This is a genomic window from gamma proteobacterium symbiont of Scutellera amethystina (assembly GCF_059730845.1).
This window is the reverse complement of record NZ_AP035935.1, coordinates 1,604,250-1,628,155: the sequence shown is the minus strand read 5'-3', so window position 1 is coordinate 1,628,155 and position 23,906 is coordinate 1,604,250. Positions and strand designations below refer to the sequence as shown.

The window sequence follows — 23,906 nt, the reverse complement described above, 5'->3', positions numbered from 1 at the left end:
GGATTCACCCAATCCTGGGGAACGGCTTAACCCAGCCGCGACTGCACGCCGGGCAGCTGCATCAGGCGCTGCCAGGCTGCTTCGACCGCGTCGGGTACATCAACGTGACCGAAGAACCCCTTGCCGTTCGGGCCGTAGCCACTGGCGTCGTCACGCAGGCGCTGCACCTCGCCCATCAGCAGCGACAGAAAACGCTCCACTGACCACAACCCCTGCGGCGGCGCGCCAACGATGCGCAGCATGCCCGCATCCATCATCACCTGCGGCACAAATACCGGCCAGCTGATGAACTCCGGCGCGTTTTCGCGATCGCGCCACTGCCAGCGGAAGGTCTCCCAGCTGCGACGCTGCATCAACGGATCCTGCACCAGCAGTACGCGCTGCGGCTGCCACTGCTGCTCATCCAGCAGGCGCTGGCTCAGGGCGGCATTTTCGCCACAGTTGCGTGAGGCGGTTTCCAGCAGCAGCTGATCGTCAGGCAGCTCCGCGAACACGCGCGCCATCTCGCCCAGCAGCTGCGCTTCGCCCTTGCCGGCGGTGTCGATCTGGCGATAGAGCGGATGGCTGGCAATCATCGCGGCCAGTAGCGCAGTTGAGTGACCGATGCCGCCGCTGATCAGCAAGGGCAGCTGATATTTCTTCGCCAGCGCAATTACCGCTTCGACGTTTGGCAGCACCGCATGTCCGGCAAGTATGGCTAAATCGACCTCCAGCGTACCGTCCTTTGGCAGCTGATCGAGCGCCAGCCAGGCGGCAATGGTGTTGATATCCTGAATTTGATGGTCATTGAGCTGCATCACTTTCTCCTTGCGTTATCACTGGCAGTGTAACGCCTTAATACCGCGACGGCAGGGAAAAATTTGCTACACTCGCCGCATTCTCATCAGGAGGGATCAATGACAGCGCGTTCCGTAACGCTTGACGATGTCGCCCGGCTGGCTGGCGTCTCCTATCAAACGGTTTCCCGGGTGCTGAACCATTCGGCGCAGGTGTCACCCCGTACCCGCGCGCGGGTGGAAGCCGCGATGCAGCAGCTCAGCTACGTGCCAAACCGGGTCGCGCAGCAGCTGGCCGGCAAGGCCACGCGCACGCTCGGTCTGGCGACCAGCGATCTGGCGCTAATGGCGCCAGCGCAGATTGCTTCGGCGATTCAGCAGCGCGCGGCGGCGCAGGGCTATCATCTGGTGATCGCCATGGCCAATGCCACCAGCCACGCGCAGGACACGGTGCATGAATTGCTGGCGCAGCGCGTCGATGCTCTGCTGATCAACCTGCCGCTGGATGCCGCGCAGGCGGCGCAGATTCAGCAGCAATGCGGCAGCAAACCGACGCTGTTTCTGGATGTGGAGCGCAGCGCGGCCGTAGCGCAGTGTCAGTACCGGAGCACCAGCGGTGCGCAGCAGGCGGTGGATCATCTGGTGGCGCTCGGCCACCGGCAGATTGGCGTGCTGAACGGGCCTGCCAGCTCCGCGTCAGCGCGGGCGCGATTTAGCGCCTGGCAACAGGCGCTGGCGCGTCATCGGCTGGTGCCGCACTGCGTACTGAGCGGCGACTGGAGCGCAGCGTCCGGCTACCAGGCGCTGCTGACACTGCTGCCCGACCAGCTGCCGCAGGCGCTGCTGGTGGCTAACGATCAAATGGCGCTGGGGGCGATGCGCGCGCTACATCAGCATGGCGTACGAATTCCGGCGGAGATGTCGATCATCGGTTACGACGATACGGCGGAGAGCGCGTGGTATCAGCCACCGCTGACCACGGTGCGCCAGGATTTACAGCAGTTAGGCACGGTGAGCGTCGATCGTCTGCTGGCGCAGCTGGAGGGAGAGATGCCGGACAGTCAGCCGCTGGAGACCGAGCTGGTCCTGCGCGCCACCACGGCGCCGCCGTTACAGCAGCAGGTGGATGTGGCGGAGATTGCGCAGCAGTTACAGCAGCTGGCGCGGGCATTAAAAAGGTCGCCGTAAAGGGCGACCCTGGAACAAAACGCGGCTATCGAGCCCGTGAAGCTTACTGCCCTTTTGGTTCGCCCATCGCTTTGAGCTTTTTCGACAGCTCGCGACGCTCTTTCGACAAATCGGCGTTTTTGATGATGTACTCGTCTACGCGATCTTCATAATCCACGCGCATGCTGGCGATGATTTCCTGAATCGCTTCCACGCTCATACCAGGTTTGATGTACTCGCTCAGGTTGTCCAGCAGCAACACACGTTTCTGGTTATCACGGATTTTCTTTTCGTTGTCCGTAATTTCGCGCTGCAGTTTGTTTTTACGACGAAACATACGCACAAACTCCAGTACGTCCTGAAATGATTGCTTGGCATTTTCCATGTTGGCACCTTTCTTGTGGCCTGCCGCGGCAGGCAAAATAGTCATAAACCGGGAAGACATTTAGCTTAGCGGCTTATAAGCCGGGTTCGCAATTTTCACCGCTAAATTCGGACTGGCACTTATCTTAGCGCAAAGAAAGGGCAATTCGCACTAAGTCATTGCCTGAGAAAACTATTTGCGCAGCGCCAGACGCACCAGGTCTGTCATGCGCTCCAGCTGACGCGCCTGCTCCAGACTCAGCCAGACGTAACCGTAAATCGCGGTGGTCTCCAGCCGCGCGCTGCCGTTGGCGATCAGCGCTTCCAGCTCCTGGGTGATGGCTTCCAGCTCGTGGCTGTTGGCAATCACCTGTTCGGTCTCGCCTTTCACCATCAGCGCCGCCAGCGCGTTCAGGGTGTTTTCGGTCATCTGCTGCGTGCGGCGCAGCGTCGGCGCGTTAAGCAGAATCAGATGGCTTTCGCGCGACGCCCACCAGGCTTCAATCTGCATCTGCATGGTGTTAACCATATTACGGTTAATGGTCTGAATGGCTTCAAACACCGATTTAGGGATGCGCGTCTCTTTGCTCGCCGGCTCCAGCAGCGCGCGCATTTTGATCACGCTGGTGAGCAGCTTCTGGAAGCGCGGATTGAGGCGCGGCTTCTCCACCAGATTGGCAGAAAAGCCGGCGTGATGAATCTTCGCCATGTTGATAAAGGCGTCCGACAGCTGAATGCGCCAGTGAGTATAGGCGCGCTGCGCCCAGATGGCACTGAACAGCAAGGCCATCAGTGAGCCGAGAATCACATCGCCGCCGCGCCACAGCGCCACGGTGAAATCGCCGGCCGGCGCGCCGACCACCACGCCGAGCGTGATGCCGATCAGCAGTGCCATATACGGGTGTTTGCCCAGCGTCAGATAGCCGCAGACGATCATCACGATAAAGCACCACACCAGCATCAGCGGCAGTGACAGCAGCTCCAGCTTCAGCGCGATCAGCCCTGATATCAGCCCGGCAAAGGTACCGCTGATACGCTGCACCACGCGCGGCAAAACATTGCCCCAGGTGGAGATCGGTCCCATCACCACCACCAGCGTAATCAGCGGCCAGGTGCCTTCCGGAATATCGGTCAGACGGACAAACAGAAAGCACAGCACAAAGGCGATAGCGATGCGTACGCCGTGCACGGCGCGGTAGTGGCGGTAAAACCAGAACTCAATCGGAGAGATGGGCTTGTCAGCGCGTAACATGGTGGTCCGGATGCGATAAAAATTTGCGCGCTATGTTACCCTGGCACAGCACGAACATTGAGGGGCTGGCGCAACTTTTTGCGCAATAATACAACTGCGCTACATCTTGTTTTCTCAGTGCACACAAGGATGTAACGCAGCGGTTGCTTATTGCCCGACGGCTTACAGTTTCTGTTTCACGTAATCGCTGATGCGCGTGATGATGCCTGCTTCATCGACCGACTGCAGCGCGTACAGCGGATAGCTGGCCAGCTGCTTGTCTTTATCCAGCACCTGAATTTCGCCCACCTGCTCGCCGGCTTTCAGTGGCGCTTCGAGGTCTTTACGATTGATCACGTACTTCGCCATTACGTTCGACACTTCGCTGCGCGGCAGTGACAGGTAGATATCTTCGGTGGTACCGACGTCCACTTTGTGCGGGTTGCCGTACCAGACGTTTTCGCTGCCGATCTTTTTCCCGGCGTGGAACAGCTGCACGGTGTCGAAGTTGTTCTGTCCCCACACCAGCAGTTTACGCGCCTGCTCTTCACGTCCCTTCGAACTTTTCCCGCCCATGATCACCGCAATCAGACGATGGCGACCGACAATGTTCGAGGCGACGATGTTGAACCCGGCGCTCTCGGTGTGGCCGGTTTTCATGCCGTCGACGTGCAGATTCTGATCCCACAGCAGACCGTTACGGTTGTTCTGGGTAATGCCGTTGAAGCTGAGGGTTTTCTCGCTGTACATGGCGTAGAAATCCTGCTCACCGTTGATGATGGCGCGCGACAGCACCGCCAGATCGCGCGCGGTGGTATGCTGCCCCGGCGCATCAAGACCGTGCACGGTTTCGAAGTGGGTGTGCGTCAGACCGAGCTTCTGCACGTAGCTGTTCATCATGTTGACGAAGCTCTCCTGACTGCCGGCCACATAGTCGGCCAGCGCCACGCAGGCGTCGTTGCCGGAATCGATGATCACGCCGCGCATCAGGTCGCGCACGGTGACTTTATCGCCCGGCTTAAGAAACATCAGCGACGAGCCTTTAAACACCGGATTGCCGGCGGCCCACGCATCTTTGCCCACCGTGACCACATCGTCGCGGGTGATTTTCTTCTGATCGACCGCGCGGTCGACGACATAACCAGTCATCAGTTTGGTCAGGCTGGCCGGGTTGCGCTCCGCGTCCGGGTTGCCCGCGGTGAGGATCTGCCCGGTGGTGGCGTCCATCAGCACCCAGGACGCGGCATCAATGGCCGGCGGCGTCAGGGGAAACGGCATGCTGTCATCCGCGTGCGCCAGCGATGCCCAAACAATCATTCCAGATACAGTTACCAACAGACGCCTTTTCAACACTTCTTCCTCAACATCAAATAAATGAATTTACCGCCGCACGTTTTACGGCAAATAGCGCTTTGATATCTGAATAAATTGAAAAAAAGTATGAACCGCGGACAAATGCTGCGCGCCCGCTCGCAGCGATGGCGATCGAGGTTGTGCTGTACCGGGCTGACGACTATTCTGTGCGTTGATTTTCCATAGCCAGGATAACGCCGTGCCCGCCTCTGAGTTTACTTTTCTGTTCCACGATTATGAAACCTTCGGCAAAAGCCCGTCGCTGGATCGCCCGGCGCAATTTGCAGGCCTGCGCACCGACAAAGCCTTTAACGCCGTGGGCGAACCGCAGGTGTTTTACTGCCAGCTCGCGGACGATTACCTGCCGCAGCCGGAAGCGGTAATGATCACCGGTATCACGCCGCAGGTGGCCAACGCGCGCGGCGTGCCGGAAGTGGAGTTTGCTCAGCGCATTCACGCGCTGTTCAGCGAACCGCAGACCTGTGTGATCGGTTACAACAACGTGCGCTTCGATGACGAAGTGACGCGCAATATCTTCTACCGCAACTTTATCGACCCGTATGGCTGGAGCTGGCAGAACGGCAATTCGCGCTGGGATCTGCTCGACGTGATGCGCGCCTGTTATGCGCTGCGCCCGGAAGGCATCGTCTGGCCGGAGAACGACGACGGTTTCCCGAGCTTTAAGCTGGAGCATCTCACCCAGGCTAACGGCGTGGCACACGAACAGGCGCACGATGCGATGTCCGATGTGTACGCCACGCTGGCGATGGCAAAGCTGGTGCAGGAGAAGCAGCCGAAGCTGTTTGAGTTTCTGTTTACCCATCGCAACAAGCAGAAACTGATGACGCTGATTGATATTCCGCAGATGAAGCCGCTGGTGCACGTTTCCGGCATGTTCGGCGCGGCGCGCGGCAATACCAGCTGGATTGTGCCGCTGGCGTGGCATCCGGATAACAAAAACGCGTTGATCGTGGCCGATCTGGCCGGCGACATGACGCCGCTGCTGACACTGTCGCCGGATGAGTTGCGCGAGCGGCTGTATACGCGACACAGCGATCTGGGCGATTTGCCGGCGGTGCCGATCAAGCTGGTGCACATCAATAAGTGCCCGGTTCTGGCGCCGGCCAATACATTGCGCCCGGAAGATGCCGAACGACTGGGTATCGATCGTCAGCACTGTCTGGCGAATCTGGCCCTGCTGCGCCAGCATGCCGAAGTGCGGGAAAATGTGGTGACGCTGTTTGCCGAAGCGGAGCCGTTCACGCCGTCGGAGGATGTCGATGCGCAGCTGTATGACGGTTTCTTCAGCGACGCCGATCGCGCCGGCATGAACATCCTGCGCCAGACGCCGCCGCAGAACCTGCCGGCGCTCGATTTGACCTTTGAGGATAAACGTATCGCGAAGCTGCTGTTCCGCTATCGCGCCCGCAACTTCCCCGGCACGCTGGATGATAAAGAGCAGCAGCGCTGGCTGCAGCACCGCCGCGAGCAGCTTAATGCGGAGCGGGTGCAGGCGTTTTTGCTGGAGCTGGAGTCGCTGGCCAGTTTACATGAGGGTGATGCAGAGAAGATGGCGCAGTTGAAAGCGCTGTATTTGTATGCGCAGGAGCTGGTTTCGTAGCAGGGTTTCGTGCGGGCTGATGCCCTCACCCCGGCCCTCTCCCACAGGGAGAGGGGGAGGTATGGTGCGTTTTGGTGCCCTCACCCCGGCCCTCTCCCACGGGGAGAGGGGGAGGTATGGTGCGGGCTGATGCCCTCACCCCGGCCCTCTCCCACAGGGAGAGGGAGAGGTCTAGTGCGTTCTGGTGCCTTCACCCCGGTACTCTCCCACGGGGAGAGGGAGAGGTATAGTGCGTTCTGGTACAGCTACTGGGCTGATACCTGACACACGCTCGGGCGGTTCCCTCTCCCGCGGGCGGGAGAGGGTTAGGGTGAGGGAAAAGCCTTACACCTCTTCGCTAAACTGCGGTACCGGATTGCGGAACGTGCGGGTCACAAACGCCAGGTAAACAATACCAATCGCCGCCCACACCAGGCCGAGCACCATCGAGGTCTCTTCCAGGTTGATCCACAACGCACCCACCGTTAGCGCACCCATAATGGGCAGCACCAGATAGTTGAGGTGGTCTTTCAGCGTCTTATTACGCTTCTCACGAATCCAGAACTGGGCAATCACCGACAGGTTCACAAAGGTGAACGCCACCAGCGCACCGAAGTTAATCAGCGCCGTTGCGGTGACCAGGTCGAAGTTGATCGCCAGCAGCGCTACCGCACCAACCAGCAGCACGTTCAGCGACGGCGTGCGGAATTTTGGATGCACGAAGCCAAAGAAACGCTGCGGGAACACGCCGTCACGGCCCATCACGTACATCAGACGCGAAACGCCGGCGTGTGCCGCCATGCCGCTGGCCAGCACCGTCACCACCGAGAAAATCAGAATGCCGATCTGCAGCGCTTTACCCGCCACGAACAGCATGATTTCCGGCTGTGAAGAGTCCGGATTCTGGAAACGCGAGATATCCGGGAAGTACAGCTGCAGGAAGTACGAGACGCCAATAAAGATCACCCCACCAATCAGCGCGGTCAGGAAAATCGCGCGTGGAATGGTGCGCTCGGCATCTTTGGTCTCTTCCGACAGCGAGCTGATACCGTCAAAGCCAAGGAACGAGAAGCAGAGAATGGTCGCACCGGTAATCATCGGCACCACCTGCGCATTTTCAGACCAGAACGGCTTCGTACTGGTCAGCGTACCAGCGCCAATACCGTGTGCCACACCATACACCACCATACCGGTGATCACCGCCATCACCACTACCTGCAGCACCACAATGACGCTGTTGAAGTTGGCCACGGTTTTGATCCCACGCAGGTTGGAGATGGTCATAAACGCCACCAGCAGCACCACGAAAATCCACGACGGAATGCCCGGCACCAGCGACTCAAAGTAGCTTTTCGCCAGCAGGATGTTGATCATCGGCATGAACAGATAGTCCAGCAGTGATGACCAGCCCACCATAAAGCCGACGAGCGGACTGATAGCCTTCTGAGCATAGGTGTAAGCGGAGCCCGCAGATGGGAAGCGGCGTACCAGCTTGCCGTAGCTCACGGCAGTAAACAGTATCGCGATCAGCGCGAAAGCATAAGCGGTGGCGACGTGACCGTCGGTGAGGCCTGACACGATGCCGAAGGTATCAAACAGGGTCATTGGCTGCATATACGCCAGGCCCATCATGACGACCGGGATCAGAGTCAGAGATTTTTTCAGATGTGCACGCTGTGGTGCGGCAGAGGTATTAAGCGACATTGTTCAGGCCCCCTACAGCAACAACTGAGTTCAGTTGTACCACAGGGATACTGCGCAACGTGCTGCAGTGAGAAGTGATATTAGTGTTTGCGATTGTCGCCGCGCCATAATCATCACGGAAGCGAGAACCAGCATGCGCTGGTGCAATTGTAAACAGTCCCATCTTTGTTCCTCAAATCTCACGCACAAGCGTGTTTCAGTGTCTATCTATCCGGATGCGTGTCCGGCCTCGTTCATGTAGTGAAAGCACCATGCAAAAAAATAACCGACGTAATAAGCGTCGGTTATGTTTTGTCTTTTGCAGGGCGCGTATTTTGCCCCAACTTAGGCCATCGACACAAGACGTTGGATCAATTCTTCTGTCGGTCAGGCGTTCTTCAGCATCCAGTCAATTTCCGTGGCGGTGATCAGCCGTTCAAACTCGCGCAATTCATACTGTTTGCAGCTGTGCCACACGCCGCTGAAGCGTTCGCCGAGCAGCTTTTGCAGCGGATAGCTGTTTTCAAACTCGTACAGCGCATCGCTCTGGCGAATCGGCAGTTCCAGCCCTTCCGCCTCGTGACCGTTGCCCTTCACCGGATGCGGTAAGGGTAGCTGATTATCCAGACCGTGCAAGATACCGGCAATAATTGCTGACACCACCAGATACGGATTGGCATCGGCGCCCGCCACACGGTACTCGACGCGATGGTTTTCTACATCGCCGCAGGGAATGCGCAGCGCCACCGTGCGGTTGTTGTGCCCCCATGACGCCTGCAGCGGCACAAACGCCTCCGGCAGGAAGCGACGAAACGCATTGACGTTGGGCGCCAGCAGCGCCATTGATGCCGGCATCAGATCGATCATGCCAGCCAGCGCCCGCTTCAGCAGCGGCGAATCGCTGCCATCATCCAGCGCAAAGGCGTTGTGATCGGCCGCATCCAGCATGCTGATGTGTACGTGCATGCCGCTGCCCGCATACTCCTCATACGGCTTGGCCATAAACGTGGCGGTCATGCCGTGATTCTCTGCCACCTGACGCACCAGCCGCTTCAGCAGAATGGCGTCGTCGCAGGCTTTGAGGATATCACGCGTATGGTGCAGGTTGATTTCGAACTGGCCCGGTGAGGCTTCCGCCAGCGCGCCGTCGGCTGGGATATTCTGCAGTTTCGCCAGCGCGTCAATATCGCGCAGTACGTCGGCAAAATGGTCGAGATTATCCAGCGAATAGACCTGACTCTGCATGTTGCGCTCTTCGCTCCCCGGCGCACACGGCGGCTGAATATAGCCTTCGGCATCGCGCTTTTTGTCCACCAGATAGAACTCCAGCTCTACCGCTACCACCGGAAACAGACCGCGATTGCGCAGCTGTTGCCACAGCCGGTTCAGCACGTTTCGGGGTTCAACGTCAAAGGGAGTGCCATCTTGGTCGCACATGGTCAGCAGCAGCTGGGCGATGCGTTGCGGGTCAGAGGCGGAAGGAATTAAGGTCCCGGGGACCGGTATGCAGAGGTTATCAGGTTCGCCGAGCGCCTGTCCGAGGCCGGCTTCCTCGACGGTGTTGCCGAGAATGTCCATGGCGAAAACCGAGGCCGGAAAGTAACACCCTTTTTCCAGCTTAGCTAACGCGGAGACGGGAATGCGTTTACCGCGAAATACCCCGTTGAGATCGTTTAACAGAATATCGACATACTGCGTTTCCGGATGGCGTTCCAGCCAGGTTTTCACCTCCAGCTGGAACGCGCTGGTTCGTTTTTCTTCACTGTGTCGCGTGAAGTCTTCTACTTCCACGAGGTTCGTCATCTTCCCACCCGCCCTATACCGTTTAAGATGGTTTGCACATGCTCAAAATAACAGCCACACCTCTAACATAGCTCTAACGCAAATGGTGTGCAAATGTAACAATTCTGTTTGAAGAACAACCAGACGGTTGCTAGATTGACAATATATTGCACACTTTTTCTACTTAGCGCGCAAAACCGGCGAAAATATTGAACAGCAGCGTGGAGACGTAATGGGCATTATTTTTGACAAGCCTTTGATTGGCGTAGTGATGTGCCAGAACCCCATCGGCAACCACGTTGGGCAGACCGTGCATAACAAATACCTCGACGCCGTGGTGCTGGCCGGTGCCGTGCCGCTGCCTTTACCGCATCAGCTGATGCACGCGCCGCAGCTATTAGAAAACAGTATGACGCTGCTGGACGGCATTTTGCTCACCGGCAGCCCAAGCAATATTGAACCCTGGCATTACGGTGAAGAGGGTCATGAGGCACATGCGGATCCGTCGCGTGACCGCTTGTCCTTTGCGCTTATCACCCACGCCAGCGGGAAAAAGATGCCGATGCTGGGCATCTGCCGCGGTCTGCAGGAGCTGGTGGTCGCCAACGGCGGCGCGCTGCATCGCCAGCTGCATCAGACGCATCTGTTTCAGGAGCACCGCGAAGATGACAGCCAGCCGCTGGAGCAGCAGTACGCGCCGGCGCATCTGGTGCAGCCCGAACCCGATGGCCTGCTGAGCCAGCTGCTGGGCAGCACTGCCGCGTTCGCGGTCAATTCGCTGCACGGCCAGGGCATCCGCGAGCCGGGTCCGCAGTTACGCATTGAAGCCCGCGCGCCGGATGGCCTGATCGAAGCCGTCAGCCTGCGCCAGCATCCGTTTGCGCTGGCGGTGCAATGGCATCCGGAGTGGCAATCCGATCGCGATCCGGTCTCGCGCCGTTTATTCGAGGCCTTTATCCACGCCGCAGCACGTTATCACAAGGAAAAGCAGCCATGAATGATGCCACTCTGGCGCCCGGACGACGCTTATCGCAAATCCGGCAGGAGTTGGGATTGTCTCAGCGTCGAGTCGCTGAGTTGTCAGGTTTAACACACAGCGCCATCAGTACCATTGAGCAGGATAAAGTCAGCCCGGCAGTCAGCACGTTACAAAAGCTACTCAAAGTGTATGGGCTGTCGCTGTCGGAGTTTTTCTCGGAGCCGAAAGTGAATGCCACGCCGCGCATCATCGTGCGCCCGGATGATTGCGTTGAGATCGGCAGCCTCGGTGTTTCTTTACAGCTGATTGATAACGGTGCGGCGAAGCGCGCGCTGGCGATGCTGCTGGAGCGCTACGAGCCGGGGGCCAGCACCGGTGAAAAGCTGCGCCATCCGGGGGAAGAGACCGGCACGGTGCTGGAAGGGGAAATCACCCTGGTGGTGAACGGTCAGAGTTATCACCTTAACCGCGGCGAAAGCTACGTGATTGATACCGGTTTGCCGCACAGTTTTACCAATACGTCAGATCAGCCGTGTCGCATTGTCAGCGCGCATACGCCCGCCAATTTCTGAGTTCACGCGCTACAGGAGGTTATGATGCACCACGTGCAAAGTTATTACGCTGCGACCGCCAATGCGCACGCGCCGTGGCCGCAGCTGCAGGAGAGCATTCAGTGTGACGTCTGCATCATCGGCGGTGGGTTTACCGGGCTCTCTTCCGCGCTGTTTCTCACCGAAGCCGGTTACGATGTGGTGGTGCTGGAAGCGGCCCGAGTCGGCTTTGGTGCCAGCGGCCGCAACGGCGGCCAGGTGGTGAATTCCTACAGCCGCGATGTCGATGTGATTGAGCAGCGCTACGGCAAACAGACTGCGCAGATGCTGGGCAGCATGATGTTCGAAGGGGCGGAGATTATCCGCGACCGCATCGATCGTTACGCCATCGCCTGCGACTATCGTCCCGGCGGCATTTTCGCAGCCCTCAATCAGCGCCAGATGGGGCATCTGCGCAGCCAGCAGGCCAGCTGGGCACGCTACGGCAACAGCGATCTGGAGCTGCTGGACGAGCGCAGTATCCGCCGTGAAGTGGCCACCGACCGTTACGTCGGCGGCCTGCTGGACCGGCGCGGCGGCCATCTGCATCCGCTCAATCTGGCGTTAGGTGAAGCCGAGGCGATTCGCCGGCACGGCGGCCGTATATATGAGCAGTCGGCGGCGCTGGCAGTGACCTACGGCGCACCCAATCGGGTCAAAACCGCACAGGGTGAAGTCAGCGCCACCTTTGTGATTTTTGCCGGCAACGCCTATCTGCCGTCGCAACTGGAACCGCGACTGGGGCGCAAAAGCATGCCGTGCGGCTCGCAGATCGTCACCACCGAGCCGCTGAGCCGCGATCAGGCGCTGGGGCTGATGCCCAATAACCACTGTGTGGAAGATTGTAATTACCTGCTGGATTACTTCCGCCTGACCGCCGACAACCGCCTGCTGTACGGCGGCGGCGTGGTGTACGGCGCGCGCGAACCGGAAGACATCGAGGCGTTGATCCGGCCCAAGCTGCTGCGCACCTTTCCGCAGTTGCGCGACGTGAAGATCAGCCATCGCTGGAGCGGTAACTTCCTGCTCACGCTGTCGCGCATGCCGCAGTTTGGTCAGCTGGAGAAGAATGTGTTCTTTATGCAGGGTGATAGCGGGCACGGCGTGACCTGCACGCACCTCTCCGGCAAGCTGATCGCCGAAGTGCTGCGCGGCCATGCAGAGCGGTTTGATGCATTTGCGAAGCTGCCGCACCTGCCGTTTCCCGGCGGGAGACGCTTTAAGGTGCCACTGACGGCGATGGGCGCGGCCTGGTATGCGTTAAGGGATCGGCTGGGGGTTTAGGTGGGTGCGGTTTGCTGCCCTCACCCCGGCCCTCTCCCACGGGGAGAGGGAGAATAACGGTGCGTTTATTTAAGCCGGGAGCAGTACCAGGAATGCGTGCTCGGGCGGTTCCCTCTCCCGCGGGCGGGAGAGGGTTAGGGTGAGGGCAACCCCGCACCGCCCCTACTCCAGCGGCATCTTCATCGGGTCATCGTAGCTGTACTCAAACCCCAGCTCGTGACAAATCTTCGAACCGTCAATCACCTTGCCGCTGGCGCGCACCGGCTCGGCAACAAACGTCGGTGGCACCAGGCCTAACTGCTTCGACACGCTCGGATAGAAACTGTCGCGTGACGGATGTTTCGGGGCGCACAGGTTGTAAACGTGCCCGCCCTTAGGCGTTTGCAGCAGCAGCACAATCGCGTCGACCACATCATCAAGATGCACCAGATTCACCGCGTGCGCGCCGTTTTCCAGGTTGGTTTTACCGGCGAGGAAACGCCCCGGATGACGATTCGGGCCGACCAGTCCGGCGAGACGCACGATATCCACGCTGGTGCCCGGCAGGTCATGCAGCCAGTTTTCCAGCTCCACCAGCGTTTTGCCTGCCACCGTCTCCGGCTGCAGCGCACTGCTCTCTTTTCTCACGCCGTCGCCGCTGCCGTATACCGAGGTAGAGCTGGTAAAGATGATGCGCGGCACTTTATTCGCCAGCGCGGTATCGACCAAGTTCTGCACCGCCTGCATGTAATCTTCGCCGCCCTGCACGGTGCGGCTGGCAGGCAGCGTCACCACTAGCGCATCCACCGCCATCAGCGCGGCCAAATCGTCTGCTTCACACTCCAGCTCCGGTGACAGCACCAGCTGAAACGCATCAATACCACAGCGGCGCGCCGCATCGACGCCGTCCGGTGAGGTTTTGCTGCCGGTTACCTGCCAGCCGCGCGCTGACAGCGCCATCGCCAGCGGCATTCCCAGCCATCCCAGACCTACAATCGCCACCTTTTTCATATCGACTCCTGCTCTCCCGCGCTAAGACACCCCATCTTAGTGCCAGCGCGCCAGCCAGACCAGCGCAAACTGTTGCCGAAGGTTGCGAAAACTGACGTTAAAAAAGGGTTGCCAAGCGCCGCCATCTTCGTTAGGTTAATCAGCACGCAAATGAATACTCATTCAGCAACGGAATTTTTTATGACACGCGTTCAGTTCAACCACCATCATCACCATCACCCTGACTAGTCTTTCAGGCGATGTGTGCTGGAAGACGTTTAGGATCTTCCAGTGGTGCGAGCGCAAAGAGAGCCCCCGGAAGATCATCTTCCGGGGGTTTTTTTATGGGCGAACGCAACCCGATACGCTTCAGACAGGATTGAATAAGAGGACAGGAACCATGTTAGATAACACCCGTTTACGCATAGCTATGCAGAAATCTGGCCGTTTGAGTGATGAATCACGCGAACTGCTGGCACGCTGCGGTATTAAAATTAACCTTCAGCAGCAGCGTCTTATTGCGTTTGCGGAGAACATGCCAATCGACATCCTGCGCGTGCGCGATGACGATATCCCTGGCCTGGTGATGGATGGCGTAGTCGACCTCGGTATCGTTGGCGAAAACGTGCTGGAAGAGGAGCTGCTGACGCGCCGCGCACAGGGCGAAGACCCGCGCTACTTTACGCTGCGCCGCCTCGATTTCGGCGGTTGCCGCCTGTCACTGGCAATGCCAGTTGATGCCGAGTACACCGGTCCGCAATGCCTGAATAATGCCCGTATCGCCACTTCTTACCCGCACCTGCTGAAGAAATACCTCGATAAACAAGGCATCGCGTTTAAGTCCTGCCTGCTGAACGGCTCCGTTGAAGTGGCACCGCGCGCCGGTCTGGCCGATGCCATTTGCGACCTGGTGTCTACCGGCGCCACGCTGGAAGCTAACGGCCTGCGTGAAGTTGAAGTGATCTACCGCTCTAAAGCGGTGCTGATTCAGCGCGATGGCGAACTGCCAGCGGCGAAACAGCAGCTGGTGGACACGCTGATGACGCGCATCCAGGGCGTGATTAAAGCGCGTGAATCCAAATACATCATGCTGCACGCGCCGAGCGAGCGGCTGGAAGAAGTCATCGCCCTGCTGCCGGGTGCCGAGCGCCCTACCGTGCTGCCGCTGGCCGGTGAAGTGAGCCGCGTGGCGATGCACATGGTGAGCAGCGAAACGCTGTTCTGGGAAACCATGGAAAAACTGAAGGCGCTTGGCGCCAGTTCGATCCTCGTGCTGCCAATTGAAAAAATGCTGGAGTAACCGATGAGCGCAATCATGCAACCTATCGACTGGCAGGCGTGCAGTGCCGAACAGCAGCAGGCGCTGCTGCAGCGTCCGGCAATCTCGGCATCGGCCAGCATCAGCGCCACCGTGCAGGACGTGCTGGTGCAGGTAAAACAGCAGGGCGACGCGGCGCTGCGGGCGTTTAGCGCGCGCTTCGACAAAGCCCAGGTGGAGAATCTGCGCGTGTCCGCCGCTGAGATGCAGGCGGCCGGCGAGCGGCTGAGCGACAATTTAAAGCAGGCGATGGCAGACGCCATGGCGAATATCGAAACCTTCCACAACGCGCAGATTCTGCCGCCGGTGGACGTGGAAACCCAGCCGGGCGTGCGCTGCCAGCAGATCACCCGTCCGGTGAAGTCGGTCGGCCTGTATATTCCTGGCGGCTCGGCGCCGCTGTTCTCTACCGTGCTGATGCTGGCAACGCCGGCGCGCATTGCCGGCTGCGGCCGTGTGGTACTGTGCTCGCCGCCGCCGATTGCCGATGAAATTCTCTACGCGGCGCAGCTGTGCGGCGTGCAGGAAGTGTTTCAGGTCGGCGGCGCGCAGGCGATTGCCGCACTCGCCTTCGGCACAGAAAGCGTGCCGAAAGTGGACAAGATTTTTGGCCCGGGCAACGCGTACGTGACCGAAGCAAAACGCCAGGTCAGCCAGCGTCTCGACGGCGCAGCGATCGACATGCCTGCCGGTCCGTCTGAAGTGCTGGTGATTGCCGACGAAGGCGCGACGCCGGCGTTTGTCGCCTCAGATTTGCTGTCGCAGGCCGAACACGGTCCGGATTCCCAGGTGATCCTGCTGACGCCTTCACGGCAGCTGGCCGAAGGCGTGGCGCTGGCGGTTGAACAACAGCTGGCGCAGCTGCCGCGTGCCGCCACGGCCCGTCAGGCGCTGGAGAGCAGCCGCCTGATTGTGGCGCAGGATCTGGCGCAGTGCGTGGAAATCTCCAATCAGTACGGCCCGGAGCACCTGATTATTCAGACGCGCCAGCCGCGCGCGCTGGTTGAGGAGATCACCAGCGCCGGTTCGGTGTTCCTCGGCGACTGGTCGCCGGAGTCCGCCGGTGATTATGCCTCCGGCACTAACCACGTGCTGCCGACCTATGGCTACACTGCGACCTGCTCCAGCCTTGGGCTGGCCGATTTCCAGAAACGCATGACGGTACAGGAGCTGACGCCGCAGGGCTTCCTCAACCTCGCCGCCACCATTGAAACCCTCGCCGCCGCGGAACAGCTGGACGCGCACAAAAATGCCGTGACCCTGCGCGTCGCCGCCCTGAAGGAGCAAGCATGAGCAACAACGTTGAAGATTTAGCCCGCGCCAATGTGCGCGCGCTGACGCCCTATCAGTCTGCTCGTCGCCTCGGTGGCAACGGTGATGTATGGCTGAATGCGAACGAATTTCCGCTGCCGGTGCCGTTTGAGCTGTCGCAGCAGACGCTGAACCGCTATCCGGAGTGCCAGCCAAAATTAGTCATTTCGCGCTACGCCGCCTATGCCGGCGTCCAGCCGGAGCAGGTGCTGGTGAGCCGCGGGGCGGATGAAGGGATTGAGCTGCTGATGCGCGCCTTCTGCGAACCGGGCAAAGACGCCATTCTGTTTTGTCCGCCAACTTACGGCATGTACAGCGTCAGCGCCGAAACCATCGGCATTGAGTACCGCACCGTGCCGGCACTGGACAACTGGCAGCTCAACCTGCCCGCTATTGCGGACCAGCTGGACGGCGTGAAAGTGGTTTACATGTGCAGCCCGAACAACCCGACCGGCAATCTGATTAATCAGGATGACATCCGCCAGCTGCTGGCGATGACCGCCGGCAAAGCGCTGGTGGTGGCCGACGAAGCCTACATCGAGTTCTGCCCGCAAGCAACGCTGGCCGGCTGGCTGCAGGAGTTCCCGCATCTGGTGATTCTGCGCACGCTGTCGAAAGCCTTTGCGCTGGCTGGCCTGCGCTGCGGCTTTACGCTGGCCAACAAGCCGGTGATCGATCTGCTGCTGAAGGTGATTGCACCTTACCCGCTGGCGACGCCGGTGGCCGACGTGGCGGCGCAGGCGCTGAGCGAGCAAGGCATCGCGCTGATGCGTCAGCACGCGCAGCAGCTTAACGACAACCGCGCCTGGCTGTGCGAACAGCTGCCGCAGCTGAGCGTAGTGCAGCAGGTCTTCCCGAGCGAGACCAACTATATTCTGGCGCGCTTCATCGACTCGCCAAAAGTGTTTAAAACGCTGTGGGATCAGGGCATTATTCTGCGCGACCAAAACAAAAACCCTGGCCTGGCGGGATGTCTGCGCATCTCCATCGGCACCCGTGAAGAGTGCGAGCGCCTGATCGCCGCGCTGCAAGCCTTATCTGTGGAGCAAGCATGAGTCAGAAGATCCTTTTTATCGACCGCGATGGCACCCTCATCTCTGAGCCGCCGACGGATTTTCAGGTGGACCGTATGGAGAAGCTGGCGTTTGAGAAGAACGCCATCCCGGCCCTGCTGGCGCTGCAGGAGGCGGGTTATCAGCTGGTGATGATCACCAACCAGGACGGTCTGGGCACTGAGCGCTTCCCGCAGGCCGATTTTGACGGCCCGCACAACCTGATGATGCAGATCCTGCGCTCACAGGGCGTGAACTTTAGCGACATCCTGATCTGCCCGCATCTGCCGGAAGAGAACTGCGACTGCCGCAAGCCAAAGACCAAAATGGTCGAAGCCTGGCTGGCCGACGGCGCGCTGGATACCGCCAACAGCTATGTGATTGGCGACCGTCTGACCGACATCCAGCTGGCGCAGAACATGGGCATTCAGGGCCTGCGCTACGGTGCGGAAGGCGAAGACTGGGACGCGATTCAGGCGCGCCTGACCAAACGCGATCGTCACGCGCTGGTGAACCGCAACACCAAAGAAACGCAGATTAAAGTGGAAGTGTGGCTGGATCGCGAAGGCGGCAGCAAAATTAACACCGGCGTCGGCTTCTTTGATCACATGCTGGATCAGATCGCCGTGCACGGCGGCTTCCGCATGAACATCGAGGTAAAAGGTGACCTGTATATCGACGATCACCACACGGTGGAAGATACCGGCCTGGCGCTGGGCGAAGCACTGCTGAAGGCGCTGGGCGACAAGCGCGGCATCGGCCGCTTCGGCTTCGTGCTGCCAATGGATGAGTGCCTGGCGCGCTGCGCGATGGATATCTCCGGTCGTCCGCACCTCGAATACAAAGCCGAGTTCAGCTACCAGCGCGTTGGCGACCTGAGCACCGAAATGGTCGAGCACTTCTTCCGCTCGCTGTCGTACGCCATGATGAGCACGCTGCACCTGAAAACCAAAGGCCGCAACGATCATCACCGCGTAGAAAGCCTGTTCAAAGCCTTCGGCCGCACGCTGCGTCAGGCGATTCGCGTTGAGGGCAACACCCTGCCGAGCTCGAAAGGAGTGCTGTAATGAACGTGGTGATTATTGATACCGGCTGCGCCAACCTCTCTTCGGTTAAGTGGGCGATTGAACGCCTCGGCTACACGCCCGCGGTGAGCCGCGATCCGGACGTGGTGCTGCGCGCCGACAAACTGTTTCTGCCCGGCGTCGGTACCGCGCGGGCGGCGATGGACCAGCTGCAGGAGCGCGAGCTGATCGAGCTGGTGAAAGCCTGCACCCAGCCGGTGCTCGGCATCTGTCTCGGCATGCAGCTGCTAGGACGCGGCAGCGATGAGAACGGCGGCGTCAGCACGCTGGGCATCGTTGATGAGCCGGTATCGCTGATGGATACCCAGGGTTTACCGCTGCCGCACATGGGCTGGAACCAGATCACCGCGCAGGCCGGCAATCACCTGTTCCGCAACATTCCGGACGGCAGCTACTTCTACTTTGTGCACAGCTACGCCATGCCGGTGAATGCCGCCACTATCGCCCAGTGCGACTATGGCCTGCCGTTTACCGCCGCCCTGCAGAAAGATAACTTCTTCGGCGTGCAGTTCCACCCGGAGCGCTCGGGTAAAGCCGGCGCGCAGCTGCTGAAAAACTTCCTGGAGATGTGATGATTATCCCCGCATTAGATTTGATCGACGGCAAAGTGGTGCGCCTGCATCAGGGCGACTACGGCCAGCAGCGCGATTACGGCAACGATCCCCTGCCGCGCCTGCAGGATTATGAACGCCAGGGCGCGGAAGTGTTACATCTGGTGGACTTGACCGGGGCGAAAGATCCGGCAAAGCGCCAGATCCCGCTGCTGACCACGCTTTTATGCGGCGTCAGCGTGCCGGTACAGGTTGGCGGCGGTATTCGTCATCGTGACGATGTGGCCGCCCTGCTGGCAGCCGGCGCCACGCGCGTGGTGGTTGGCTCCACCGCAGTCAAGCAGCCGGAAGCAGTGAAAAGCTGGTTCAGCGAATTCGGTGCCGACGCCATTGTGCTGGCGCTTGACGTGCGCATTGACGCCAGCAATCGCAAAGAAGTGGCGATCAGCGGCTGGCAGGAAGCGGCAGGCGTGACGCTGGAAGAGGTGATTGGCTGGTATCAGCCGGTGGGCCTGAAACATGTGCTGTGCACTGATATTTCGCGCGACGGCACGCTGAGCGGTTCCAACGTGGCGCTGTATCAGGAAGTGTCGCAGGCGTTTCCGGACATCGCGTTCCAGTCTTCCGGCGGCATCGGTTCACTGGACGATATCGCCGCCCTGCGCGGCAGCGGTGCCCAGGGTGTGATTGTCGGTCGCGCCCTGCTGGAAGATAAATTTACGGTAGCGGAGGCAATTGCATGCTGGCAAAACGGATAATCCCCTGTCTGGACGTGCGTGACGGGCAAGTAGTGAAAGGCGTGCAGTTCCGCAACCACGAAATTATTGGCGACATCGTCCCGCTGGCGCAGCGCTATGCCCAGGAAGGCGCTGACGAACTGGTGTTTTACGATATCACCGCCTCTTCCGACGGCCGCGTGGTGGATAAAAGCTGGGTATCGCGCGTGGCGGAAGTGATCGATATTCCGTTCTGCGTCGCCGGGGGCATCAAAACCCCGGAAGATGCGGCACGCATTCTGCAGTTTGGCGCAGATAAGATCTCCATCAACTCGCCCGCGCTGGCCGATCCGACGCTGATTACCCGGCTGGCGGACCGCTTCGGCGTGCAGTGCATCGTGGTGGGCATCGATACCTGGTTTGATGAAGCCAGCGGCAAGTATCACGTCAACCAGTATACCGGCGACGAAGCGCGCACCCGCGTTACCCAGTGGGAAACGCTGGACTGGGTTCAGGAAGTGCAGAAGCTGGGCGCTGGCGAGATCGTACTGAATATGATGAACCAGGACGGCGTGCGTAACGGCTACGACCTGGTGCAGCTGAAGAAGGTGCGTGACGTGTGTAAGGTGCCGCTGATCGCTTCCGGCGGCGCAGGAACCATGGCGCACTTCCTCGAAGCCTTCGAGCGGGCAAACGTCGACGGCGCGCTGGCGGCTTCGGTGTTTCACAAACAAATTATCAATATCGGCGAGTTGAAAAACTTCCTGATCGACAACGGTGTGGAGATTCGCGCGTGTTAACTGCAGAACAACTGGCCAGACTGGACTGGGCCAAAACCGCGGGCATGATGCCCGTCATCGTCCAGCACAACGTCTCCGGCGAAGTGCTGATGCACGGTTATATGAACGAGGACGCGCTGCACAAAACGCTGGCCGACGGCAACGTCACCTTCTTCTCCCGCACCAAAAACCGTTTATGGACCAAAGGCGAAACGTCGGGTCACTTCCTCAAAGTGGTCAGCATCACGCCGGATTGCGATAACGACACGCTGCTGGTGCTGGCCAATCCGATTGGCCCCACCTGCCATCTCGGTACCTCAAGCTGCTTTTCGCCTGCTGCACCGGACTGGACGTTCCTGTATCAGCTGGAGCAGCTGCTGGCCTCGCGTAAAAGTGCCGATCCGGCCAGCTCCTATACGGCGAAGCTGTACGCCAGCGGCACCAAGCGCATTGCACAGAAGGTGGGAGAAGAAGGTGTTGAGACCGCGCTGGCCGCTACCGTCAATGACCGCCATGAACTGACTAACGAAGCCTCCGACCTGCTGTACCATCTGCTGGTGCTGCTGCAGGATCAGGAACTGGATCTCAGCACCATCATCAACAACCTGCGCGCACGCCATAAGTAACGATTGTGCGCCATGCTGCTCAAAACGGGCTTTCTGGCTCGATTTTGAGCAGCATTCATCTCAAAAGAATGCGATCAATTGCGCTTCATCAGATTGGAAACCCCCATGACCACCCATGAAAAACTGCTCGCCCTGCTCGATCAGCATAACGCCCGTTACCGACTCATGGAGCATGAAGCGACCGGAAAGTGTGAAGCTGTGGCCGCGATTCGTGGCACGGAAGTGGGACAAGGCGCCAAAGCGCTGGTGTGTCACGTCAAGGGCAACGGCATCAAACAGCATGTGCTGGCGGTGCTGCCAGCCGACCAGCAGGCCGACCTGAGTAAAGTGGCAGCCGCAGTGGGTGGCCGTCGCGCCTCGCTGGCCTCGCCGGCTGAAGTGGATGCGCTGACCGGCTGCGTGTTTGGCGCGATTCCGCCGTTTAGCTTTCATGCGGATTTACAGCTGGTGGTGGACCCGCTGCTGTTCGAGCGCTACGACGAAATTGCCTTTAACGCCGGGCTGCTGGAGAAGTCGGTGGTACTGCAGGTGGAGGATTACCGCGCACTGCATAATGGTAACGTGATGAAAATAATACTCTAATTGCCATACAGCATGCTGAGCGGTACTCTCGATGACTTATCATCACGACAAAAGAAGACCGCAACTATGGCAAGTTCCCGTTTTACCGCCCGTCTGCGCCAGACGCTGGCACTGGCTGTGCTGGCAGGCTGCGCGTTCGGCGCTCAGGCAAAAATCGATCAGGTGCGTTTCGCCGTTGATCCTACCTATCCCCCTTTTGAATCCAAAACGCCGCAGGGCAAGCTGGTCGGGTTTGACATCGACCTCGGCAATGCGCTGTGCGCGCAGATGCAGGCCAAATGCGTGTGGGTCGAGAGCCAGTTCGACGGCATGATCCCGGCGCTGAAGGCGCGTAAGTTTGACGCCATCCTGTCGGATATGGGCATCACCGAAGAGCGTCTGAAGCAGATCGACTTCACCGTGCCGCTGTATGACACTCACACCCAGCTGATTGCGCGTAAAGGCTCCGGCCTGCTGCCCACCGCGGAATCGCTGAAAGGCAAAACCGTGGGCGTGGAACAGGGCACCGTGCAGGAGCGCTACGCGCTGGCGAAATGGCAGCCGCACGGCGTGAACGTGGTGCCGTATGGCGATCAGGCACAGGTCGAGAGCGACCTGATTTCCGGACGCCTTGACGTGGTGTTCACCGATGCCGCACAGGCCGCAAACGGCTTCCTGAAACATCCGCAGGGCAAAGATTTCGAACTGGCTGGCCCGATTGTGCAGGATCCGATTATCGGCCCCGGCACCGCCATCGGCCTGCGCAAAGGCGACACCGAATTAAAAACCGCGCTGGACAACGCCTTCGCGGAGATCAAAAAGAACGGTACCTTTGATACCTTGCAGAAGAAGTATTTTGCGACGGATATCTCTATAAAGCAGTGATCGATGGGGCGGCGCATTTGCCGCCCTTTTTCCAGCAGAACTATAATTCCCTTCATCAATTTCATACGGCGCGGCCACGAGCGTGCCCCAGACACAGGACATCGACTGCGTTATGCAACAACAACATCATCCTTTGTTAAGCGCGACGCTGGGCACCCAGCGGGAAATTGTCAGCTTCCACTTCGGCACCGACTCACAGCAGCGGGTATATATTCAGGCGGCGCTGCACGGCGATGAACTGCCGGGCATGGCGGTGGCGTGGTATCTCAAGCAGAAGCTGCTGGCGCTGGAGTCGGCGGGCAAGCTGAAAGCCAAAGTCACCTTGGTGCCGGTCGCGAATCCGCTCGCGCTGGGTCAGCACTGGCACGGCACTCACCTCGGACGTTTTCATACTCTTTCTGGTCAGGATTTTAACCGTCGCTTTCCGGCGCTGGGCGATACGCTGGCGGCAGAACTGGCGGGATCGCTGACACAGAGTGAATATGAAAACAAACGACTGATTCGCGACGCCATCGATCGTCACTACCGCGACCGCATCGCCAAAAGCGAACTGGAGGCCCAGCGCTTCACCCTGATGCGCATGGCCAGCCAGGCAGACCTGATGATTGACCTGCACTGCGACTGGGATGCCTTGCCGCATCTTTACACCACACCGCACGCCTGGCCGGAGATTGAGCCGCTGGCGCGCTGGCTTGGCAGTGAAGTGCAGCTACTGGCGCAGATCTCCGGCGGAGAGCCGTTTGATGAGGCCTGCTGCGAACCCTGGCTGACACTGGCTGAGCGTTTTGGCAAGGACTACCCGATGCCGCGCGGCCTGCTGCCGGTGACGCTGGAACTGCGCGGCGTAGCCGATGTGTCGCCGGAACAGGCGGAGAAGGATGCGGATGCGATTATCAATGCGCTGATTGAAGGGGGTTATATTGCCGGAGAAACCGGAGACTCCCCTGCCCTGATCCATGCACCAACCCAGCTGGCAGGCTGTGAGTACATCCACGCGCCACACTCCGGACTGCTGCTGAACCGCAGAAAATTAGGCGAGTGGGTTAAAGCGGGCGAAGTGGTGGCGGAGGTTGTCGACCCGATTAATGACTACGTGACACCGCTGGTGGCTGAGTTTGGCGGCGTGCTGTATGCACGAAACCTGACCAAGTTTGTCACGACTGGGATGCTGGTGGTGAGGCTGGCGGGGGAAAATGCGGGACGCAGAGGGGATTTGCTGGTATAGGAAAAAAACGGCCTATTTAA

The 23,906-nt window shown here is 59.5% G+C and carries 24 protein-coding genes and 1 other annotated feature; of the genes, 17 read left to right on the top strand and 7 right to left on the bottom strand.

Annotated elements, in window-relative coordinates:
- Positions 1-26 precede the first annotated feature (26 nt).
- Complete coding sequence (locus AC6I79_RS07375; RefSeq protein WP_152390679.1) at positions 27-797, bottom strand: YdcF family protein; 771 nt, start codon at positions 795-797, stop codon at positions 27-29.
- Positions 798-896: 99 nt separating this feature from the next.
- On the opposite strand from AC6I79_RS07375, the gene AC6I79_RS07370 reads away from it, so the two are divergent.
- Entirely contained in the window at positions 897-1,964 is a 1,068-nt protein-coding gene (locus AC6I79_RS07370) for a LacI family DNA-binding transcriptional regulator (RefSeq protein WP_421039117.1), read from the top strand.
- 43 nt (positions 1,965-2,007) lie between these two features.
- Here AC6I79_RS07370 and tmaR read toward each other — a convergent pair whose 3' ends face one another.
- From tmaR to dacD, 3 genes are all read right to left on the bottom strand, one after another.
- Positions 2,008-2,328, bottom strand: a complete 321-nt coding sequence (tmaR, locus tag AC6I79_RS07365) for a PTS system regulator TmaR (RefSeq protein WP_021509369.1) — start codon at positions 2,326-2,328, stop codon at positions 2,008-2,010.
- Between the two features lie 171 nt (positions 2,329-2,499).
- A complete protein-coding gene (locus tag AC6I79_RS07360) occupies positions 2,500-3,558 on the bottom strand; it encodes an FUSC family protein (RefSeq protein ID WP_021509368.1) in 1,059 nt (352 codons plus the stop codon).
- A 162-nt stretch (positions 3,559-3,720) separates the two neighbouring features.
- Entirely contained in the window at positions 3,721-4,887 is a 1,167-nt protein-coding gene (dacD, locus tag AC6I79_RS07355; RefSeq protein WP_031280074.1) for a serine-type D-Ala-D-Ala carboxypeptidase DacD, read from the bottom strand.
- 202 nt (positions 4,888-5,089) lie between these two features.
- On the opposite strand from dacD, the gene sbcB reads away from it, so the two are divergent.
- A complete protein-coding gene (gene sbcB, locus AC6I79_RS07350) occupies positions 5,090-6,511 on the top strand; it encodes an exodeoxyribonuclease I (RefSeq protein WP_058757323.1) in 1,422 nt (473 codons plus the stop codon).
- Positions 6,512-6,835: 324 nt separating this feature from the next.
- On the opposite strand, the gene AC6I79_RS07345 is transcribed toward sbcB, so the two are convergent.
- Positions 6,836-8,194: an APC family permease gene (locus AC6I79_RS07345; protein ID WP_498027659.1), complete on the bottom strand. Its 1,359-nt coding sequence runs from the start codon at positions 8,192-8,194 to the stop codon at positions 6,836-6,838.
- Between the two features lie 366 nt (positions 8,195-8,560).
- Positions 8,561-9,976, bottom strand: a complete 1,416-nt coding sequence (locus AC6I79_RS07340) for a glutamine synthetase family protein (protein WP_021509364.1) — start codon at positions 9,974-9,976, stop codon at positions 8,561-8,563.
- Positions 9,977-10,187: 211 nt separating this feature from the next.
- On the opposite strand from AC6I79_RS07340, the gene puuD reads away from it, so the two are divergent.
- The 3 genes from puuD to AC6I79_RS07325 are packed head-to-tail and all read left to right on the top strand — an operon-like array spanning position 10,188 to position 12,808.
- Positions 10,188-10,952, top strand: coding sequence for a gamma-glutamyl-gamma-aminobutyrate hydrolase (gene puuD / locus AC6I79_RS07335; protein ID WP_498027658.1), 765 nt, complete (start codon positions 10,188-10,190; stop codon positions 10,950-10,952).
- Complete coding sequence (gene puuR / locus AC6I79_RS07330) at positions 10,949-11,506, top strand: HTH-type transcriptional regulator PuuR (RefSeq protein ID WP_031280073.1); 558 nt, start codon at positions 10,949-10,951, stop codon at positions 11,504-11,506. The genes puuD and puuR overlap by 4 nt, the downstream gene beginning before the upstream one ends.
- A gap of 21 nt (positions 11,507-11,527) precedes the next feature.
- Positions 11,528-12,808: an NAD(P)/FAD-dependent oxidoreductase gene (locus AC6I79_RS07325; protein WP_181444742.1), complete on the top strand. Its 1,281-nt coding sequence runs from the start codon at positions 11,528-11,530 to the stop codon at positions 12,806-12,808.
- A gap of 162 nt (positions 12,809-12,970) precedes the next feature.
- Here the strand turns inward: AC6I79_RS07325 and AC6I79_RS07320 are convergent, their stop codons facing one another.
- Positions 12,971-13,798 carry an SDR family oxidoreductase gene (locus tag AC6I79_RS07320; RefSeq protein ID WP_159378491.1) on the bottom strand — a complete coding sequence of 276 codons (828 nt, stop codon included), beginning with the start codon at positions 13,796-13,798 and terminating at the stop codon, positions 12,971-12,973.
- Between the two features lie 180 nt (positions 13,799-13,978).
- Here AC6I79_RS07320 and hisL point away from each other — a divergent pair, with 180 nt between their 5' ends.
- The 12 genes from hisL (at position 13,979) to AC6I79_RS07260 (ending at position 23,886) form a co-directional block, all read left to right on the top strand.
- Positions 13,979-14,026 (top strand): his operon leader peptide, encoded by a 48-nt coding sequence (hisL, locus tag AC6I79_RS07315; RefSeq protein ID WP_100396937.1) that lies wholly within the window; start codon positions 13,979-13,981, stop codon positions 14,024-14,026.
- Positions 14,002-14,123 (top strand) — a sequence feature (His leader region). Its footprint overlaps the gene before it by 25 nt.
- Before the next feature lie 54 nt (positions 14,124-14,177).
- On the top strand, positions 14,178-15,077 hold the full coding sequence (gene hisG, locus AC6I79_RS07310) for an ATP phosphoribosyltransferase (protein WP_031280070.1): 900 nt from the start codon (positions 14,178-14,180) through the stop codon (positions 15,075-15,077).
- A 3-nt stretch (positions 15,078-15,080) separates the two neighbouring features.
- Positions 15,081-16,388, top strand: a complete 1,308-nt coding sequence (gene hisD / locus AC6I79_RS07305; RefSeq protein WP_059011598.1) for a histidinol dehydrogenase — start codon at positions 15,081-15,083, stop codon at positions 16,386-16,388.
- Complete coding sequence (gene hisC / locus AC6I79_RS07300; RefSeq protein ID WP_136548459.1) at positions 16,385-17,461, top strand: histidinol-phosphate transaminase; 1,077 nt, start codon at positions 16,385-16,387, stop codon at positions 17,459-17,461. The genes hisD and hisC overlap by 4 nt, the downstream gene beginning before the upstream one ends.
- Entirely contained in the window at positions 17,458-18,525 is a 1,068-nt protein-coding gene (gene hisB, locus AC6I79_RS07295; RefSeq protein WP_498027657.1) for a bifunctional histidinol-phosphatase/imidazoleglycerol-phosphate dehydratase HisB, read from the top strand. Before hisC ends, hisB begins: the two co-directional genes overlap by 4 nt.
- Positions 18,525-19,115 (top strand): imidazole glycerol phosphate synthase subunit HisH, encoded by a 591-nt coding sequence (gene hisH / locus AC6I79_RS07290; protein WP_498027656.1) that lies wholly within the window; start codon positions 18,525-18,527, stop codon positions 19,113-19,115. The genes hisB and hisH overlap by 1 nt, the downstream gene beginning before the upstream one ends.
- On the top strand, positions 19,115-19,852 hold the full coding sequence (hisA, locus tag AC6I79_RS07285; protein ID WP_288421920.1) for a 1-(5-phosphoribosyl)-5-[(5-phosphoribosylamino)methylideneamino]imidazole-4-carboxamide isomerase: 738 nt from the start codon (positions 19,115-19,117) through the stop codon (positions 19,850-19,852). Before hisH ends, hisA begins: the two co-directional genes overlap by 1 nt.
- Entirely contained in the window at positions 19,834-20,610 is a 777-nt protein-coding gene (hisF, locus tag AC6I79_RS07280; protein WP_498027655.1) for an imidazole glycerol phosphate synthase subunit HisF, read from the top strand. Before hisA ends, hisF begins: the two co-directional genes overlap by 19 nt.
- Positions 20,604-21,215 carry a bifunctional phosphoribosyl-AMP cyclohydrolase/phosphoribosyl-ATP diphosphatase HisIE gene (gene hisIE, locus AC6I79_RS07275; RefSeq protein ID WP_021509350.1) on the top strand — a complete coding sequence of 204 codons (612 nt, stop codon included), beginning with the start codon at positions 20,604-20,606 and terminating at the stop codon, positions 21,213-21,215. The genes hisF and hisIE overlap by 7 nt, the downstream gene beginning before the upstream one ends.
- Positions 21,216-21,320: 105 nt before the next feature.
- Positions 21,321-21,797 (top strand): YbaK/prolyl-tRNA synthetase associated domain-containing protein, encoded by a 477-nt coding sequence (locus AC6I79_RS07270; protein WP_072209928.1) that lies wholly within the window; start codon positions 21,321-21,323, stop codon positions 21,795-21,797.
- A 66-nt stretch (positions 21,798-21,863) separates the two neighbouring features.
- Positions 21,864-22,661: an ABC transporter substrate-binding protein gene (locus AC6I79_RS07265; RefSeq protein ID WP_021509348.1), complete on the top strand. Its 798-nt coding sequence runs from the start codon at positions 21,864-21,866 to the stop codon at positions 22,659-22,661.
- Between the two features lie 112 nt (positions 22,662-22,773).
- Complete coding sequence (locus AC6I79_RS07260) at positions 22,774-23,886, top strand: succinylglutamate desuccinylase/aspartoacylase family protein (RefSeq protein ID WP_498027654.1); 1,113 nt, start codon at positions 22,774-22,776, stop codon at positions 23,884-23,886.
- Positions 23,887-23,906 lie beyond the last annotated feature (20 nt).

Bases quoted from the DNA above. Each gene is read 5' to 3' on its own strand.
- hisA (WP_288421920.1), top strand. From the start codon at position 19,115: ATGATTATCCCCGCATTAGATTTGATCGACGGCAAAGTGGTGCGCCTG.
- AC6I79_RS07345 (WP_498027659.1), bottom strand. From the start codon at position 8,194: ATGTCGCTTAATACCTCTGCCGCACCACAGCGTGCACATCTGAAAAAA.
- hisC (WP_136548459.1), top strand. From the start codon at position 16,385: ATGAGCAACAACGTTGAAGATTTAGCCCGCGCCAATGTGCGCGCGCTG.
- AC6I79_RS07320 (WP_159378491.1), bottom strand. From the start codon at position 13,798: ATGAAAAAGGTGGCGATTGTAGGTCTGGGATGGCTGGGAATGCCGCTG.
- hisF (WP_498027655.1), top strand. From the start codon at position 19,834: ATGCTGGCAAAACGGATAATCCCCTGTCTGGACGTGCGTGACGGGCAA.
- AC6I79_RS07325 (WP_181444742.1), top strand. From the start codon at position 11,528: ATGATGCACCACGTGCAAAGTTATTACGCTGCGACCGCCAATGCGCAC.
- AC6I79_RS07260 (WP_498027654.1), top strand. From the start codon at position 22,774: ATGCAACAACAACATCATCCTTTGTTAAGCGCGACGCTGGGCACCCAG.
- hisB (WP_498027657.1), top strand. From the start codon at position 17,458: ATGAGTCAGAAGATCCTTTTTATCGACCGCGATGGCACCCTCATCTCT.
- tmaR (WP_021509369.1), bottom strand. From the start codon at position 2,328: ATGGAAAATGCCAAGCAATCATTTCAGGACGTACTGGAGTTTGTGCGT.
- AC6I79_RS07340 (WP_021509364.1), bottom strand. From the start codon at position 9,976: ATGACGAACCTCGTGGAAGTAGAAGACTTCACGCGACACAGTGAAGAA.
- AC6I79_RS07270 (WP_072209928.1), top strand. From the start codon at position 21,321: ATGACCACCCATGAAAAACTGCTCGCCCTGCTCGATCAGCATAACGCC.
- hisD (WP_059011598.1), top strand. From the start codon at position 15,081: ATGAGCGCAATCATGCAACCTATCGACTGGCAGGCGTGCAGTGCCGAA.
- puuD (WP_498027658.1), top strand. From the start codon at position 10,188: ATGGGCATTATTTTTGACAAGCCTTTGATTGGCGTAGTGATGTGCCAG.
- hisG (WP_031280070.1), top strand. From the start codon at position 14,178: ATGTTAGATAACACCCGTTTACGCATAGCTATGCAGAAATCTGGCCGT.
- puuR (WP_031280073.1), top strand. From the start codon at position 10,949: ATGAATGATGCCACTCTGGCGCCCGGACGACGCTTATCGCAAATCCGG.
- AC6I79_RS07360 (WP_021509368.1), bottom strand. From the start codon at position 3,558: ATGTTACGCGCTGACAAGCCCATCTCTCCGATTGAGTTCTGGTTTTAC.
- AC6I79_RS07375 (WP_152390679.1), bottom strand. From the start codon at position 797: ATGCAGCTCAATGACCATCAAATTCAGGATATCAACACCATTGCCGCC.
- AC6I79_RS07265 (WP_021509348.1), top strand. From the start codon at position 21,864: ATGGCAAGTTCCCGTTTTACCGCCCGTCTGCGCCAGACGCTGGCACTG.
- hisH (WP_498027656.1), top strand. From the start codon at position 18,525: ATGAACGTGGTGATTATTGATACCGGCTGCGCCAACCTCTCTTCGGTT.
- AC6I79_RS07370 (WP_421039117.1), top strand. From the start codon at position 897: ATGACAGCGCGTTCCGTAACGCTTGACGATGTCGCCCGGCTGGCTGGC.